This window comes from Dysosmobacter acutus (assembly GCF_018919205.1).
GTDB lineage: Bacteria > Bacillota > Clostridia > Oscillospirales > Oscillospiraceae > Oscillibacter > Oscillibacter acutus.
In genome coordinates this window covers 2,283,564-2,298,571 of sequence record NZ_JAHLQN010000001.1, presented here as the reverse complement: position 1 = coordinate 2,298,571, position 15,008 = coordinate 2,283,564, and the positions used below count along the sequence as shown (strand labels likewise).

At 59.9% G+C, this 15,008-nt stretch carries 13 protein-coding genes and 1 other annotated feature; of the genes, 11 read left to right on the top strand and 2 right to left on the bottom strand.

Translation table 11 applies throughout. The features are described from left to right. Positions 1 to 6 precede the first annotated feature (6 nt). Entirely contained in the window at positions 7 to 369 is a 363-nt protein-coding gene (locus KQI82_RS10990) for an ArsR/SmtB family transcription factor (RefSeq protein ID WP_216632797.1), read from the bottom strand. Between the two features lie 402 nt (positions 370 to 771). Between KQI82_RS10990 and smc the strand changes: the two genes are divergently transcribed. The 11 genes from smc (at position 772) to rpsU (ending at position 14,098) form a co-directional block, all read left to right on the top strand. After that, a complete protein-coding gene (smc, locus tag KQI82_RS10985) occupies positions 772 to 4,335 on the top strand; it encodes a chromosome segregation protein SMC (protein ID WP_216632796.1) in 3,564 nt (1,187 codons plus the stop codon). Between the two features lie 94 nt (positions 4,336 to 4,429). Continuing rightward, positions 4,430 to 5,308 (top strand): signal recognition particle-docking protein FtsY, encoded by an 879-nt coding sequence (gene ftsY / locus KQI82_RS10980; RefSeq protein WP_216632795.1) that lies wholly within the window; start codon positions 4,430 to 4,432, stop codon positions 5,306 to 5,308. Between the two features lie 23 nt (positions 5,309 to 5,331). Further along, the gene (locus KQI82_RS10975; protein WP_216632794.1) at positions 5,332 to 5,583 is read left to right on the top strand and encodes a hypothetical protein; all 252 of its coding nucleotides are present in this window, start codon (positions 5,332 to 5,334) and stop codon (positions 5,581 to 5,583) included. Positions 5,584 to 5,613: 30 nt separating this feature from the next. Beyond that, complete coding sequence (rph, locus tag KQI82_RS10970; protein ID WP_216632793.1) at positions 5,614 to 6,333, top strand: ribonuclease PH; 720 nt, start codon at positions 5,614 to 5,616, stop codon at positions 6,331 to 6,333. A 1-nt stretch (position 6,334) separates the two neighbouring features. Next, positions 6,335 to 6,934, top strand: a complete 600-nt coding sequence (locus tag KQI82_RS10965; protein ID WP_216632792.1) for an XTP/dITP diphosphatase — start codon at positions 6,335 to 6,337, stop codon at positions 6,932 to 6,934. Then, positions 6,935 to 7,255, top strand: coding sequence for a YhbY family RNA-binding protein (locus tag KQI82_RS10960; protein WP_216632791.1), 321 nt, complete (start codon positions 6,935 to 6,937; stop codon positions 7,253 to 7,255). It begins immediately after the preceding gene. A gap of 89 nt (positions 7,256 to 7,344) precedes the next feature. Beyond that, positions 7,345 to 8,550 (top strand): nicotinate (nicotinamide) nucleotide adenylyltransferase, encoded by a 1,206-nt coding sequence (gene nadD, locus KQI82_RS10955; RefSeq protein ID WP_216632790.1) that lies wholly within the window; start codon positions 7,345 to 7,347, stop codon positions 8,548 to 8,550. Further along, the gene (locus KQI82_RS10950) at positions 8,543 to 10,081 is read left to right on the top strand and encodes an LCP family glycopolymer transferase (RefSeq protein WP_216632789.1); all 1,539 of its coding nucleotides are present in this window, start codon (positions 8,543 to 8,545) and stop codon (positions 10,079 to 10,081) included. The genes nadD and KQI82_RS10950 overlap by 8 nt, the downstream gene beginning before the upstream one ends. A 15-nt stretch (positions 10,082 to 10,096) precedes the next feature. Further along, the gene (gene rsfS / locus KQI82_RS10945; protein ID WP_216632788.1) at positions 10,097 to 10,456 is read left to right on the top strand and encodes a ribosome silencing factor; all 360 of its coding nucleotides are present in this window, start codon (positions 10,097 to 10,099) and stop codon (positions 10,454 to 10,456) included. Positions 10,457 to 10,511: 55 nt separating this feature from the next. Continuing rightward, positions 10,512 to 10,744 (top strand) — a binding site (T-box leader). Between the two features lie 60 nt (positions 10,745 to 10,804). Continuing rightward, positions 10,805 to 13,228 carry a leucine--tRNA ligase gene (leuS, locus tag KQI82_RS10940; RefSeq protein WP_216632787.1) on the top strand — a complete coding sequence of 808 codons (2,424 nt, stop codon included), beginning with the start codon at positions 10,805 to 10,807 and terminating at the stop codon, positions 13,226 to 13,228. 684 nt (positions 13,229 to 13,912) lie between these two features. Further along, complete coding sequence (rpsU, locus tag KQI82_RS10935; protein WP_187333792.1) at positions 13,913 to 14,098, top strand: 30S ribosomal protein S21; 186 nt, start codon at positions 13,913 to 13,915, stop codon at positions 14,096 to 14,098. A gap of 80 nt (positions 14,099 to 14,178) precedes the next feature. On the opposite strand, the gene KQI82_RS10930 is transcribed toward rpsU, so the two are convergent. Then, positions 14,179 to 14,943 (bottom strand): glycoside hydrolase family 18 protein, encoded by a 765-nt coding sequence (locus KQI82_RS10930; protein ID WP_216632786.1) that lies wholly within the window; start codon positions 14,941 to 14,943, stop codon positions 14,179 to 14,181. Between the last annotated feature and the right edge of the window lie 65 nt (positions 14,944 to 15,008).

Sequence of the window (15,008 nt, the reverse complement as noted above, 5' to 3'; positions counted from 1 at the left end):
TTGAATTTACTCGGAAACGTGCTCAATTCCCTGGTCGATGATGGTTTTCACGTGGTCATCCGCTAAAGAGTAAAACACCGTCTTGCCCTCCCGGCGGGATTTGACCAGCCTGGCGTTTTTCAGCGCCCGGAGCTGATGGGAAATGGCGGACTGGGTGAGCCCCAGAAGCTGGGCGATGTCGCACACGCACATCTCCGCCTCAAAGAGCACATATAGGATGCGGACGCGGGTGGAATCGCCGAAAATGCGAAACAGCTCCGTCAGGTCGTAGAGCGCATCCTCACTGGGCAGCTCCTTGCGGACCCGCTCCACGATGTCCTCGTGGGCGTGGATAAAGTCACAGCACTCCACATTATACTGGTCTTCCATGGGATCGCCTCCTAACAAATGAATGATTGTTCATATGTTCATTATATGCAAGATATAAACTTTGTCAAGCCCTCAATGAAAAAAATCCGTCGGCGGGCGGTTTGGGCAGAAGCGGAAAGCGCAAATAGTTGGAAAATAGAGTGCATTTTTGTGGAAATCACAGGGCCGGTGTGGTAAAATACAATATTATCCTGCAATAAAAGCGGAAAACGCCCGGCGGCAAAGCGGCTTGACCGGGGTGCGGACCTCCGCTATAATGACCAAGATGATCCGTTTGCCTGGGAAAACTGCGTAAAAGACTTTACTTTCAGGAAAACCGGGTATGAAATCAGGCGCATGGATCAAAGGCGGGCTGGAACAGGGCCTGCTTTTCCATTGAAGCTGACAGACAGAGGTGAAAGCATGCATTTACTCAAGGCGCTGGAGATACAAGGCTTCAAATCGTTTCCGGACAAGACCGTCCTGAATTTTGGAGAGGACATCACCGCCATTGTGGGACCCAACGGCAGCGGTAAGTCCAACATCTCCGACGCCATCCGCTGGGTGATGGGGGAGCAGAGCACCAAGAGCCTGCGGGGCGCCAAGATGGAGGATGTGATCTTCGGGGGTACGGAAAAGCGGGGCCAGGTGGGCTTTGCCCAGGTCACGCTGGTCATCGACAATACCGAGCATATCTTCCCCACCATGGACGAGGCGGAAGTGGCCGTCACCCGGCGCTATTACCGCAGCGGCGAATCCGAATACTACATCAACCGTCAAAGCGTCCGGCTCAGGGACGTATACGAGCTTTTTTTAGATACCGGCATGGGCCGGGAGGGCTACTCCATCATCGGGCAGGGCAAAATCGACGAGATTTTGTCCGTCAAGAGCGGTGAGCGCCGGGAGGTCTTTGAGGAGGCAGCGGGCATCTCCAAATACCGCCACCGCAAGGAGGAGTCGGAGCGCAAGTTGGAGCGCACGGAGGAGAACCTGGTGCGCATCAACGACAAGATCGCCGAGCTGGAGCTCCAGGTGGAGCCGCTGCGGGACCAGGCGGAAAAGGCCAAGCGCTACCTGGTGCTCCGGGATGAGATGCGCGTTTTGGAGATCTCCGTCTGGCTGGAGAACCTGGAGACGCTGAAGGCGGGCGCGCGGCAGCTGGAATCGGATTTCCACGAGGCGCAGGCCCAGCGGGACCGGGCCCGGGAGGAGCTGAACGCGCTCTACGCCCAGTCGGAGCGCTGTGGCGCGGATATGCAGCAAAAGGACATCGAGGCGGAGCAGGTCCGTGGTCAAATTTCGGAGCTGGAGACGAAGATCCATGATGAGGAGGCCGGCGTCGCCGTCCTCCGCTCCAACATCCGCCACGCTGAGGAGACCATTGAGCGCATCGACCGGGAGCTTGCCGAGCAGGAGGAGCGATCCGGCGGGATGCAGTCCCAGATCGACGAGCAGACCAGCCGTATCGCGGCCATCGACGCCCAGGCCGCCCTTCTCCGGCAGGAATTGGAGGAGCTGTTGAGCCAGGCGGAGGAGGCCTCCCGCCTGGCGGGCGGCAGGCAGTCTCGGGCGGAGGCACTGCGGGCCCGGGAGGCCATTGCCGTGGCCGCGGCCTCAGAGTGCCGGGCGGAGTCCTCCGCCCTTGCGGCGGAGAGCCGGGAGCTTGGCGAGCGTGCCGCCGCGATAGAAGGGGAGCTTGCCTCCGCCCAAGAGCGGCTGCGCCAGAGTGAGCAGGAGGCCCGGGAAAACCGGCGCGCCCTGGAGGAGGCGAAGGAGGAGGCCACCGCCGTCTCCAACATCATCGCCGGACACGCCATGAAGATGGCCGAGCGCAAGCGCCGTCACAAGGAAGCCACGGACAGGCGGATGAAGCTGACCATGGACGCGGGGGCAATGGACAACCGCATCCGCCTCCTTGAAGAGATGGAAAAGGAGTACGAGGGCTTTTCCAAGGCGGTGCGCATGGTGATGCAGGGGTCCCTGCGGGGCATCCACGGCCCGGTGGCAAGCCTGATGAACACGGAGGAAGCTTACTCCGTGGCCATTGAGATCGCCCTGGGAGCGGGCCTGCAGAATATCGTGGTGGACCGGGAGGAGGACGCCAAGTCCGCCATCGGCTACCTGAAGCAGCGCGACGGTGGCCGCGCCACCTTCCTGCCCCTCTCCGCCATCCGGGGAGAGGAGCTACGGGAGCCGCGGGTGGAGAGCGAATACGGCTTTGTGGGCATAGCCTCCAATCTGGTGCGCTTTGATCCCCAATACAGTGGGATTTTCCTGAATCTGCTGGGCCGCACCGTGGTGGTGGAGGACCTGGACTGCGGCATCGCCATGGCAAGGAAGTATCAGAACCGGTTCCGCATCGTGACGTTAGACGGACAGGTCATCAACCGGGGCGGCTCCATGACCGGCGGCAGCGTCAGCCGCAATGCCGGCGTGCTCAGCCGGGCGGGAGAGCTCAAGCGGCTTAAGTCCCAGGCCGGGGCGCTGCACCAGAAATTGGAGCAGGCCCGGGCCGATGAGGAAAGCGCCGGCCGGGAGCTCTCCGCCGCCCAGTACGAGGTGGAGGTTGCCGAGGGGCAAAAGCGCCAGGCGGAGGACGAAGTGCTGCGACTGGAGGGCAGCGGGAACCACTATGCAATTTTGATCGACAGTCTGAAAAGCAGCTGCGAAACCTTTGAGGGAGAATTGGCCTCCGTGCGGGGCAGGCTGGAGGACAACCGGGCCCGGGCCGAGGCGATTGAACAGGAGACGGCCCGCCAGGACGGCCTGGCCGCCCAATACCGCTCCCAGGCGGAGGAGCAGCTCTCCGGCCAGTCGGAGCTTTTGGAGCGCAGCGGCACCTTGGCGGAGTCCATCAGCCAGCGAAAATCCGGCCTCGCGGCCCTCAACGCCGAGCGGGAGGTTACGGAGCGGTCCCTTGAGGATCTGCGGCGTCTCCAGTCTCAGATGTCCGGCGACCAGGGAGAGAAGGAGCAGCTGAAGGCCCGGTATGAAAAGACCATCGCCGAGGCCGAGGGGGAGATCGCCCTGCACGACGGCGCGGTCGGGGCGCTGCGCGGGCAGAGCCAGTCCCTCCAGCAGCGGCTGGGCGCCATCAATGAGGAGAAGATCGCCCTGGAGGCCGAGCGCACCGCAAGGAACAGGGCGGGGCAGGAGATGAATGAGACGCTGCTGAATCTGGAGCGCTCCGCCTCCCGCCTGGAGCAGAAGATCGCCACCTCCGCTCTGGAGGAGAAGCAGATTCTGGACCGGCTGTGGGAGCACTACGAGCTCAGCCACTCCGACGCCCAGGCCCAGCGCATCGAATTGGAGAGCCTGCATAGGGCCAACCGCCGCATCGGCGAGCTCAAGAGGGAGATCGGCTCCCTGGGCACGCCCAACATCGGCGCCATCGAGGAGTTTGGACGGGTCAACACCCGCTATACCTACCTCTCCGGCCAGCGGGACGACGTGGAGCGGGCCAAGGAGGAGCTGGCCGGGATCATCGACGAGATCACCCGGGAGATGACCGGGATTTTCGCCGAGCAGTTCAAGCTGCTCAACGAGAGCTTTCAGGAGACGTTTCTGGAGCTCTTCGGCGGCGGCCAGGCACGGCTGGAGCTGGAGGACGAGGAGGATATCCTGAACTGCGGCATCGACATCAAGGTCCAGCCGCCGGGGAAGAGCCTGAAGACCATCACGTTGCTCTCCGGCGGAGAGAAGGCCTTTGTGGCCATTGCGCTGTATTTCTCCATATTGAAGGTACATCCCACGCCATTTTGCGTAATGGATGAGATCGAGGCGGCACTGGACGACGCCAACGTCACCCGCTTTGCAAAATACATGCGGCGCATCGCCGGACGCACCCAGTTCATCGTCATCACCCACCGCCGGGGCACCATGGAAGAGGCGGATGTGCTCTACGGCGTGACCATGCAGGAGCGGGGCGTCAGCAAGATTTTGACCATCAATTTAAACGATCTGGCCAAGGAACTGAAGATCCGGTAAGAAGAATTCTGCGGTTCTCCCGGAGCTTGGCCGGGAATACTTAAGAGTGATCCTTTTATTGAAGCAGAATCCATTGAAACTGAGGAGCGGACGTATGGGCTTTTTTAGCAAACTGAAAAAAATCTGGCAGGAGGACATCATCGGCTATTCCATTTCCCCGGACGACGAGGCGTTTTTTGACGACTTGGAGGAAATGCTGATCTTAGCGGACGTGGGGATGGAAACCTCCACCAAGGCGGTGGAGCAGCTGCGCTCCCGTATGAAGCGGGAGGGCATCTCCGGAGAGAGCGCCGTCAAGGAGGCGCTGCGGGAGATTCTGGCCCAGATGCTGGATGTGGGGGACGAGGCCCTGGACCTTTCCACCAGGCCCAGCGTGGTGCTGGTGATCGGCGTCAACGGCGTGGGTAAAACCACCTCCATCGGCAAGTTAGGCTACCGGCTGCGCCAGGAGGGAAAGCGGGTGCTGCTGTGCGCTGCGGACACCTTCCGGGCCGCCGCCGCCGATCAGCTCCAGATTTGGGCGGAGCGTTCCGGCTGCGAACTGGTGCGCCAGCATGAGGGCGCCGACCCCGGCGCGGTGCTCTTTGACGCCTTGCAGGCAGCCCGGGCCCGGGGCGCGGACGTGGTGCTCTGCGACACCGCGGGGCGGCTGCACAACAAGCAGAACCTGATGAATGAGCTTTCGAAGCTCTCCAAGATCATCGACCGGGAATGCCCCGGCGCCGCAAGGGAGACGCTGTTGGTGCTGGACGCCACCACGGGCCAGAACGGCCTGATTCAGGCAAAGCAGTTCAAGGAGACCGCCGGACTCACCGGCATCGTGCTCACCAAGTTGGACGGCACCGCCAAGGGAGGGATCGTCATCGCCATCGCCCAGGAGTTAGGCGTGCCCGTCAAGTACGCGGGCGTGGGCGAGGGGCTGGAGGACCTGCGGCCCTTTGACGCAAGGGAGTACGTGGAGGCCATCATTTAAAGAAGACAAGGAAAGGAGCGGCTATGATTACGATGTTCAACCGCAGGGAGCTCACCGTGGTGTGGGGCATGGAGAAGCTGAACGCGCTGCGCGCCGCCCTGTCCGAGGCCGGGATTGAGAGCGCAGTGAAAGCGCCCGGCCTGGCCGCCGACGCCCTGAACCATGCCCAAGTGGGCGGTTTGGAGACGCGTACGCCGCAGCGGCGGGAATATATCCTCTATGTGGCAAAGGAGGACTACCAGCGGGCGGCGGCCCTGATACGGGGCAGGGCCTGAGTGGAGTCTATTAAGAAATAGGAGTAAGTCATGACCAGAATAGACGGCCGGGCGATAGATGAACTTCGCCCCATTCAAATCACCACCGATTTTGTCAAATTTGCCGAAGGCAGCTGCCTCATCGCGTGCGGCGATACCAAGGTGCTCTGCTGCGCCAGCGTGGAGGAGCGGGTCCCGCCCCACGTGGCTGAGGGGAGCGGCTGGGTGACGGCGGAGTACTCCATGCTGCCCCGGGCCAACCGGGAGCGCAGCAAGCGGGATGTGTCCAAGCTGAAGCTGAGCCCCCGCAGCGCGGAGATTCAGCGCCTGGTGGGCAGAAGCCTGCGCGCTGCCGTGGACCTAAAGCGATTGGGAGAGCGTACCATCACCATCGACTGCGATGTGATCCAGGGCGACGGGGGAACCCGGACGGCCTCCGTCACCGGCGGCTTCATCGCCCTGGCCCTGGCCTGCCGGAAGTTAGTGGCCGACGGCGTGTTGGGCGCGACGCCCATCCGCCGCTTTGTCTGCGGCGTCAGCGCCGGCATTGTGGATGAAACGCCCATGCTGGACCTGTGCTACAGCGAGGATTCCCGGGCCCAGGTGGACCTGAACTGCGTGATGAATGAGCTTGGAGAGCTGATCGAGCTTCAGGGCACCGGCGAGGGCCGGGCCTTCACCCAGGCGGAGCAGCAGGAGCTGGTGCGCCTGTGCGCCAAGGGAAACCGGGAGCTGGTCGCACTGCAAAAGCGCGTGGTAGGAGGGCTGTAAGATGAAATTTGTACTGGCTTCCCGGAATCCGGGAAAACTGACGGAACTGGCGCTGACGCTGAAGGAGCTTGGGGTGGAGATCGTCCTCCAGTCCGACCTCGGATTGGATGTGGAGGTGGAGGAGACCGGCACCACTTTTGGGGAAAATGCCAGATTGAAGGCACAGGCCGTGTGCAGCGCCTCGGGGCTTCCGGCCATCGCCGATGACTCCGGACTGTGCGTGGATGTGCTGGACGGCGCGCCCGGGGTGTATACCGCCCGTTACGGCGGGGAGGACCTGGATGACCGGGGCCGTTATCTGCTGCTTTTAAATTCCCTCCGGGGTCAGACCAACCGCTCCGCCTGCTTCCGCACCGCCATCGCCTGTGCCTTTCCCGACGGGGACCTTTTGGAGGCGGAGGGGGAGTGCCAAGGAACCATCGCTTTTGCGCCCATGGGGGACCAGGGCTTTGGCTATGACCCGGTGTTTTTTGTGCCGGAGCTGCGCAAGACCTTTGCCCAGATGAGCCTGGAGGAGAAGGCGGCCATTTCCCACAGGGGAAAGGCGCTGAGGGCCTTTGCGGCGGAGTTGGGACAATATTTAAAGAGACAGGAGAAATAGATGGAACTGACAAGTAAGCAGAGGGCCCAGCTGCGGGGCCTGGCCAACGGAGAGGACGTGATCGTCCACATCGGCAAGGACGGCATCACGGAGAACCTCATCAAGCAGGCGGACGGAGCCCTGGAGGCCCGGGAGCTCATCAAGTGCCGGGTGCTGGAAAACTCCGTGTACACGGCCCGAGAGGCATGTGAGGAGCTGGCCCGGCTGACGCACAGCGAACAGGTGCAGGTCATTGGCAGCAAATTTGTGCTCTATCGGCAGAACCGGGACAAGAGCAGACGGAAAATCCAGCTGGTCAAGGCGGCGCCGAAGTCCCTTTGACAATTGTTCAAAATTAGTTTACAATCCAGCGGAAACCATTTGACACGAAGCAGCGTCCTAAAGAAAATAGAGGAAAAGGGGAGCGATGTATGCGTATCGGTGTCTATGGCGGGACATTCAATCCGCCCCATCTGGGCCATATCACCGCGGCAAAGGCGGTTTTTGAGCTTTTGAAAATAGACCGTCTTCTGCTGATCCCGGCCAGGGAGCCGCCGCACAAGGTGCTGCCTCCCGGCAGCCCCACGGCGGATCAGCGGCTGGAGCTGACGCGGCTGGCCGCCGATCAGATGGGCCTGGGCAGCAATGCCCAGGTACTGGATATTGAACTGCGCCGGGAGGGAAAAAGCTACACAAGTGACACCCTGGAGCAGCTCCATGCGCAGTACCCGGGCGCTGAGTTCTGGCTTTTGATGGGCACGGATATGTTTTTGACCTTCCAGGCCTGGAGGGATCCGGCCAGGATACTGAGCCTTGCCGGGATCGCCGCGTTTGGCCGCACCCAGGCCGATACCAAAGAGCTCTTCCTTGTGCAGCAGGACTACCTGCACCGCACCTATCCGGACGCAAGGATTTTCACATTAACGCTGCCCCATGTGGTGGATGTCTCCTCCACCGAGCTCCGGGAGGAGTTGGGCCGGGGCGGCGGACAGCAGTATCTGCCTCCCGCGGTATACGGCTACATTCTGAGAGAGGGCCTTTACGGCACCGGCGCGGACTTGAAGCATCTGACGCCGGAGCAGCTGCGGCCGGTGGCGCTGAGCTACCTCAAGCACAAGCGCATACCCCACGTCTTAGGCACGGAGCAGGAGGCGGTCCGGCTGGCGGAGCGTTACGGGGCGGATGTGAAGATGGCCCGGGAGGCCGCTCTGCTCCACGACTGCACCAAGAAACTGGATATCCAGGAGCAGCTGGAGCTTTGCAGCCGTTATGGCGTGGAGCTGGACGAACTGGAGCGCAACGCGCTGAAGCTGATGCATGCCAAGACCGGGGCGGCCATTGCCAAGTACGTGTTCGGCGAGCCGGAGGAGGTGGTGGAGGCCATCCGCTGGCACACCACCGGAAAAGCGGAGATGAGCGTGCTGGAAAAGGTGTTGTATCTGGCGGATTACATTGAACCCAACCGGGATTTCCCCGGAGTGGAGGAGCTTCGTGAGGCATGCTACCGCAGTCTGGACGAGGGACTGGAGATGGGATTGCAGATGACGGCGGACGAGATGAACCAGCGTGGCAACCCCATCCATAAAAATACGCTGGAAGCGCTCAGCGAGCTGAAAGGAAAGAACGGGCGTGGATAAATACCAAGGTAAGCGGGTGGGTCAGAAAAGCCCCAGGGGGCCAAAGAAAAAACTGACCAAGAAGCAAAAGTGGATGGTGGCGGGCGCGGCGGTGTTGGCCGTGGCGCTGGTGCTGCTGATTGCCTATATGCTTCTCTTTGTAAGGCCGGAGGTCCCTGGAGCGGGCAAGCAGGAAAAGGAGCAGGAGGACCCGGTGAGTTCCGAGGAGGGCGTGCAGCCCAAGGCCACCGGAGAGCGCAAGTCCAAGGACTACTATACTATTCTGGTGTTAGGACGGGATACCGGGGGCGGCGGCAACTGTGACACCATGATGCTGGCGTCCTATGATGTGACCAATCAGAAGATGACAGTGATGAACATCCCCCGCGACACCATGGTGAACGTCTCCTGGGACGTGAAAAAGATCAACTCCGTCTACAACTTCTACGGCGGCGGGGAAAAGGGCATCGACGCGCTCTACAAGGAGATTTCCCAGCTGGTGGGCTTTGTGCCCGATTACCGGGTGATCGTGGAGTGGGAAGCCGTGGGCAAGTTAGTGGACGCCATGGACGGGGTCTATTTCGAGGTGCCCCGGGATATGGATTATGAGGACCCCTATCAGGACTTGTCCATTCACATCAAAAAGGGATATCAGAAGCTCACTGGCGAACAGGCCATGGGCGTGGTCCGGTTCCGGGACGGGAAAAACGGGTATAATAACGGCGACATCGGCCGCATTGAGACTCAGCAGAATTTTCTCAAGGCCGTGATTTCCCAGCTGCTTCAGGTGAAGAACCTGACAAAAATTGAGAAGTTTGCAAAAATCTTTACCGAGTGTGTGGAGACGGACCTGACCTGGCAGAACCTCTTCTGGTTCGGTAAGTCCGCCATTGTGGGCGGTCTCTCCATGGACAACGTGAACTTTGTCACCATGCCCTATAAGGGAGTATATGCCTGGAGCCGCAGCTATAAGCAGACCCTCTCCTATGTGGTGCCGGTGGCCGACGAGCTGCTGGAACTGGTCAACAACTCCCTCAGTCCCTATGTGGAGCCCTCCAGGATGTCTGAGCTGGACATCATGTTCGTCAACTCCGACGGCAGCATCGGCTCCACCACCGGACGGGTGGAGGACGCCAAGGCGGCGGTCCCGCCTGTCACCTCCTCCGGAGAAGGGACCACGCCTCCGGAGACAGGCGGCGAGACGACCTCACCCGAGACCGGTGGTGAAACCACGCCTCCGGAGACGGGCGGGGAAACGGTGCCGCCAGAGACAGGGGGAGAGACAATGCCGCCGGAAACGGGCGGGGGAACCACGCCCCCAGAGACGGGCGGCGAGACGACGCCTCCTTCCACCGGCGGGGAAACCACGCCTCCGGAGACGGGCGGCGAGACGACGCCTCCCTCCACCGGCGGGGAAACCACACCTCCTGATACAGGCGGGGAGGTCATGCTGCCTCCCTCCACCGGCGGGATCGACAATTGGCCGGTACCCGGCGAACCCACACAGCCGGCCCAGTCCGCGGGAACTCCGGCGGATTCCATGGCCGCATAGAAAGGAAGAAATGGAATGACCCCAAAAGAAATTGCATTGGCTGCCGCCGCCGCATTGGACAGCAAAAAGGGCGGAGACATCAAAGTCCTTGAGATCACAGACCTGACCACACTGGTGGATTATTTTGTCATTGCCACCGGCACCTCCAACACCCAAATCTCCGCCTTGTGCGGCGCCGTGGAGGAAAAGCTGACAACCCAGGGGGAGGAGCCTTTGCACAGGGAGGGCTACCGGGACGGAACCTGGGTGCTGCTGGACTACGGCAGCGTGGCAATCCACGTGTTCTCCGAGGAGGCCAGGGAATTCTACTCCCTGGAGCGGCTCTGGAGCGACGGCAAAGAGGTGGATTTGACCGGCGTGCTGACAAAAGAGTAAGCGAATTCAAAGAGTGCTCTTGACAAAAGCTGCAAACCTCCGTAGAATATTCCTGTTAAAGACGTTGAAGGGAAGAAAGACGGATACGACGCCTTCAGAGAGCCGGCGGCCGCTGCGAGCCGGTGGGGAGTTCCGTGTATAACTGATCCCGGAGTTTTCCGTCCGATGCCTCTGGCCTAAGATGGAACGGTTTGGCCCCGTTACCGGCTGAGATCCTTTGGATCACTGAGGGCCGTCCGGGCAACCGGCGGCTGAATCAGGGTGGTATCGCGTATCAACGCCCCTGACCAAATGGTCAGGGGCGTTTTATTTAAGAGAAAACTTTCATGAATATGAGGGAGAAGCGCAATGAAATACGATTTCACAGCGATTGAAAAAAAGTGGCAGGAGAAGTGGCTGAAGGAAAAGACCTTCGCCGCGGTCAACGGCGATGCTTCCCGGCCCAAGTTCTACGGCCTGGTGGAATTCCCCTATCCCTCCGGACAGGGTCTCCACGTGGGACATGCCCGGCCCTATACCGCCATGGACGTGGTGGCCCGGAAAAAGCGGATGGACGGTTATAACGTCCTCTTTCCCATCGGCTACGACGCCTTTGGCCTGCCCACGGAGAACTACGCGGTCAAAAACCACATCCATCCCGCCAAAGTGACCCATGACAATGTGGCGAACTTCCGCAAGCAGCTCCAGATGCTGGGCTATTCCTTTGACTGGGATCGGGAGGTCAACACCACCGATCCGGACTACTACAAGTGGACCCAGTGGATTTTTCTCCAGCTCTATCAGAAGGGCCTGGCCTACAAGGCCTCCATGCCCGTGAACTGGTGCACCTCCTGCAAAATCGTCCTGGCCAACGAAGAGGTGGTGGAGGGTGTGTGCGAGCGCTGCGGAGGCGAGGTCATCCGCAAGGAGAAGAGCCAATGGATGCTTGCCATCACCAAGTATGCCGACCGCCTGATCGACGATTTGGACGGCCTGGACTTCATCGAGCGGGTCAAGACCCAGCAGAAGAACTGGATTGGCCGCAGCGAGGGCACCGAGGTGGACTTCACCACCACCTCGGGCGACACCATGACGGTCTACACCACCCGCTGCGACACCCTTTTCGGCGTCACCTACATGGTGCTCTCCCCGGAGCATCCTTTCCTTGAAAAGTGGAAGGATCAGCTGAAAAACTGGAGGGAAGTGGAGGCTTACCGGGAGGAGGCCGCCCGCAAGTCAGACTTTGAGCGCAGTGAGCTGAACAAGGAAAAGACCGGCGTGCGCCTTCAAGGCGTGGCCGCTGTCAATCCGGTGAACAACACCGAAATCCCCATCTACGTCTCCGATTACGTGCTGATGAGCTACGGCACCGGCGCCGTGATGGGCGTGCCCGGTCACGACCAGCGCGACTGGGAGTTTGCCACCAAGTTCGGCATTCCCATCGTGGAGGTGGTGAAAGGCGGCGACATCACCAAGGAGGCCTTTGCGCTGAAGGACGATACCGGCATCATGGTCAACTCCGGCTTTTTGAACGGTCTGACGGTGAAGCAGGCCATCCCCGCCATGAAGGAATGGGTCACCAAGCAGGGCATCGGTCATCCCAAGACCAACTACAAGCTCCGCGACTGGGTCTTCTCCCGTCAGCGCTACTGGGGCGAGCCCATTCCCCTGGTCAACTGCCCCAAGTGCGGCTGGGTGCCCCTGCCGGAGTCGGAGCTGCCGCTGCTGCTGCCGGAGGTGGACTCCTATGAGGTCACCGACACTGGCGAAAGCCCCCTGGCCAAGATGACCGATTGGGTCAATACCACCTGCCCCTGCTGCGGCGCTCCGGCCAAGCGGGAGACGGACACCATGCCCCAGTGGGCCGGGTCCAGCTGGTATTTCCTGCGCTATATGGACCCCCACAACGATAAGGCCCTGGCCTCCAAGGAGGCGCTGGACTACTGGTCCCCCGTGGACTGGTACAACGGCGGCATGGAGCACACCACGCTGCATCTGCTCTACAGCCGCTTCTGGCACAAGTTCCTCTACGACATCGGCGTGGCGCCCACATGCGAGCCCTATGCCAAGCGTACCAGCCACGGTATGATCTTAGGCGAGGGCGGCGAAAAGATGTCCAAGTCCAGGGGCAATGTGGTGAATCCCAATGACATTGTGGATCAGTTCGGTGCCGACACCATGCGCACCTATATCATGTTCATCGGCGACTTTGAAAAGGCCGCGGCCTGGTCCACCCAGGCGGTGAAGGGCTGCAAGCGTTTTTTGGACCGGGTGTGGAACCTGGCCGAGGCGTGTACCGATTCCCTGGAGCACACCCCCAAGCACGAAGCCGCGCTCCACAAGGCCATTAAGAAGGTCTCCGACGACATTGAGGCTATGAAGTTCAACACCGCCATCGCGGCGATGATGGCGCTGGTCAACGACTTCTATGCAGACGGCTGCACCAGAGGCGACATAAAGACGCTGCTGCTGCTCCTCTCTCCCTTCGCCCCCCATATGGTGGAAGAGATGTGGGAGAACCTGGGCTTTGCCGCCGCCGAGGGTAAGATGGCCTGTGAGATGCCCTGGCCCGCCTACGACGCCGCGAAGACCGTGGCCGCCTCGGTGGAGATGGCGGTGCAGGTTAACGGCAAGCTCAGGGGCACTGTGATCGTGCCCACCGACAGCGCCGAGCAGGATGTGGTGAACGCCGCCCTTGCGGTGGAGCGGGTGGCCAAGGCCGTGGAAAACGGAACGATTGTGAAGACCATTTTGGTGAAAAACAAGCTGATCAACCTGATCGTCAAGAGATAAGATAATATCCGGCCGGAGGTTTTGAGCCTCCGGCCGGGTACTTTTCCGGAGGGGTATACTGAAAAGGGCCCGGACACACAATGGCGGGAATTTGAGATATCATTTTCACATAAGCGCCGATACTATGCCTGATAAAGTGGCCTTCGCCGAAATAAATAAAAAGAACCCCTGCACTTTTGGTGTAGGGGTTCTCCCGTTCAAATCACAGTATATCAATCAGATGAAACTGCATATCAAGCAAAGTGCGATGCAATAATTGCAATGATACATACCAAAGTCACTCCGCCGCAAAAAACGAATATCGCTTTTCTGAGCTTTTTATCCGCTTTTACAGCCATATCTATCTTATCTGAAAAGATTGCAAGAAAGATTGCGGGGATTAAAAACCACCAATATATTTGCATATGAGTTACCGTCCAATTTCAGCTTGAGGAGTACGCCTTATCCGATTTGGATAATAAACATTTCTACCGATACTGAAATACTATCATATCGACTTGTTCCTTTCAAGGCTGCTCGATGAAACCGACAGAGCTTTTCCCATCAATACTTATCTAAAAAGGGGACAATTCGAAGTTCCTCTTGACAAGTGTGCTGTAAACAGGTATAATGCATTCGTTAAAGCCATAGATTATGGCCCTTAAAGTGTCGGGTACCCGGCATTCTGGAGGGAGGGAAATATAAATGTCTGAAGTCCATGTGAAGGAAAATGAATCGATTGACAGCGCGTTGAAGCGGTTTAAGCGCAGTTGCGCAAAGGCCGGCGTTCTGGCGGAAGTCCGCAAGAGAGAGCACTATGAGAGCCCCAGCGTGAAGCGCCGCAAGAAATCTGAGGCAGCCCGTAAAAACCGGAATAAGAAGTTTTATTAATAGAAAAAAGAGGTCTGCGGAAACGCAGACCTCTTTTTTTCTTTCCGGTAATGGGCTTGCCGCGATGGACTGATGACCGGCTATTTCCCCGTTCTGGAGGGGGGCTGGCCGAAAAGAGCGGGCAGAAGGTCCGCCACCTCAGGATACATGAGAAACGCGGTGCTGACCCCCAGCTTTTTGCCGATCTGGAGTTTCCGGCGCAGCGTGTCCGCGTCATCATAGAGGACAAAGTGGGTTTCTCCCCCCTGGACGCAGGTGAAGTACCGGGCCGCCAGGGAAGGGGAGTAGAAGACGGACCGGTCTTTGGAGAGCACTGCGAAAGACTCTGCGGTCAGCGGTGAGCCCTCTCCGGTAGGGGCGGGGAGCGGGAAATCCATCCGCAGGCGCTGTAAGTCCAGGGCGATGCTTCCCTGCCGCACCTTATCCTCCAGATAGGTTTGAAAGTCCCCGCCGGAGATGGCGGTGGTGATCAGGGTGACGGCGCCCGGCATGCGGTAGGTCTCCGGCACATAGAGCACACGCTGGTTTTGCTGCAGCATCTCCTGAAGACGGGCCAGAAACTGCAGCCGGTCCTGAGTGGGTTTTGCCTCAAAGTCAGCCACAACGCCGCTGTAGCCCCGCCGGCAGCACTCCCGGATAACCGCGCCGGCCAGCCGCTGCGGGGCGGTGATGGTGGGTGCGTCCAGGTCGCTGAGGGACAAAAGGCCGCCTCTGGTCTGGATCAGCAGATTGCTGTAGAGCAGCGTGGACTCCGACCCGATGCGGTAGGCCACATGGGCAAAGTTTCGATAGTAGGCTGAGGCCGGACGGATTTGCTCCGGTGTGACAGAAAGATAGAGCTGCAAAGGATCTCCCCCTTGTGGAAGCGTTTGGAAGCTGATATACTGATAACAAGATATGCGAAAGAGGA

Bases quoted from the DNA above. Each gene is read 5' to 3' on its own strand.
- ftsY (WP_216632795.1), top strand. From the start codon at position 4,430: ATGGGCTTTTTTAGCAAACTGAAAAAAATCTGGCAGGAGGACATCATC.
- KQI82_RS10975 (WP_216632794.1), top strand. From the start codon at position 5,332: ATGATTACGATGTTCAACCGCAGGGAGCTCACCGTGGTGTGGGGCATG.
- smc (WP_216632796.1), top strand. From the start codon at position 772: ATGCATTTACTCAAGGCGCTGGAGATACAAGGCTTCAAATCGTTTCCG.
- rpsU (WP_187333792.1), top strand. From the start codon at position 13,913: ATGTCTGAAGTCCATGTGAAGGAAAATGAATCGATTGACAGCGCGTTG.
- KQI82_RS10990 (WP_216632797.1), bottom strand. From the start codon at position 369: ATGGAAGACCAGTATAATGTGGAGTGCTGTGACTTTATCCACGCCCAC.
- rph (WP_216632793.1), top strand. From the start codon at position 5,614: ATGACCAGAATAGACGGCCGGGCGATAGATGAACTTCGCCCCATTCAA.
- nadD (WP_216632790.1), top strand. From the start codon at position 7,345: ATGCGTATCGGTGTCTATGGCGGGACATTCAATCCGCCCCATCTGGGC.
- KQI82_RS10965 (WP_216632792.1), top strand. From the start codon at position 6,335: ATGAAATTTGTACTGGCTTCCCGGAATCCGGGAAAACTGACGGAACTG.
- rsfS (WP_216632788.1), top strand. From the start codon at position 10,097: ATGACCCCAAAAGAAATTGCATTGGCTGCCGCCGCCGCATTGGACAGC.
- leuS (WP_216632787.1), top strand. From the start codon at position 10,805: ATGAAATACGATTTCACAGCGATTGAAAAAAAGTGGCAGGAGAAGTGG.
- KQI82_RS10960 (WP_216632791.1), top strand. From the start codon at position 6,935: ATGGAACTGACAAGTAAGCAGAGGGCCCAGCTGCGGGGCCTGGCCAAC.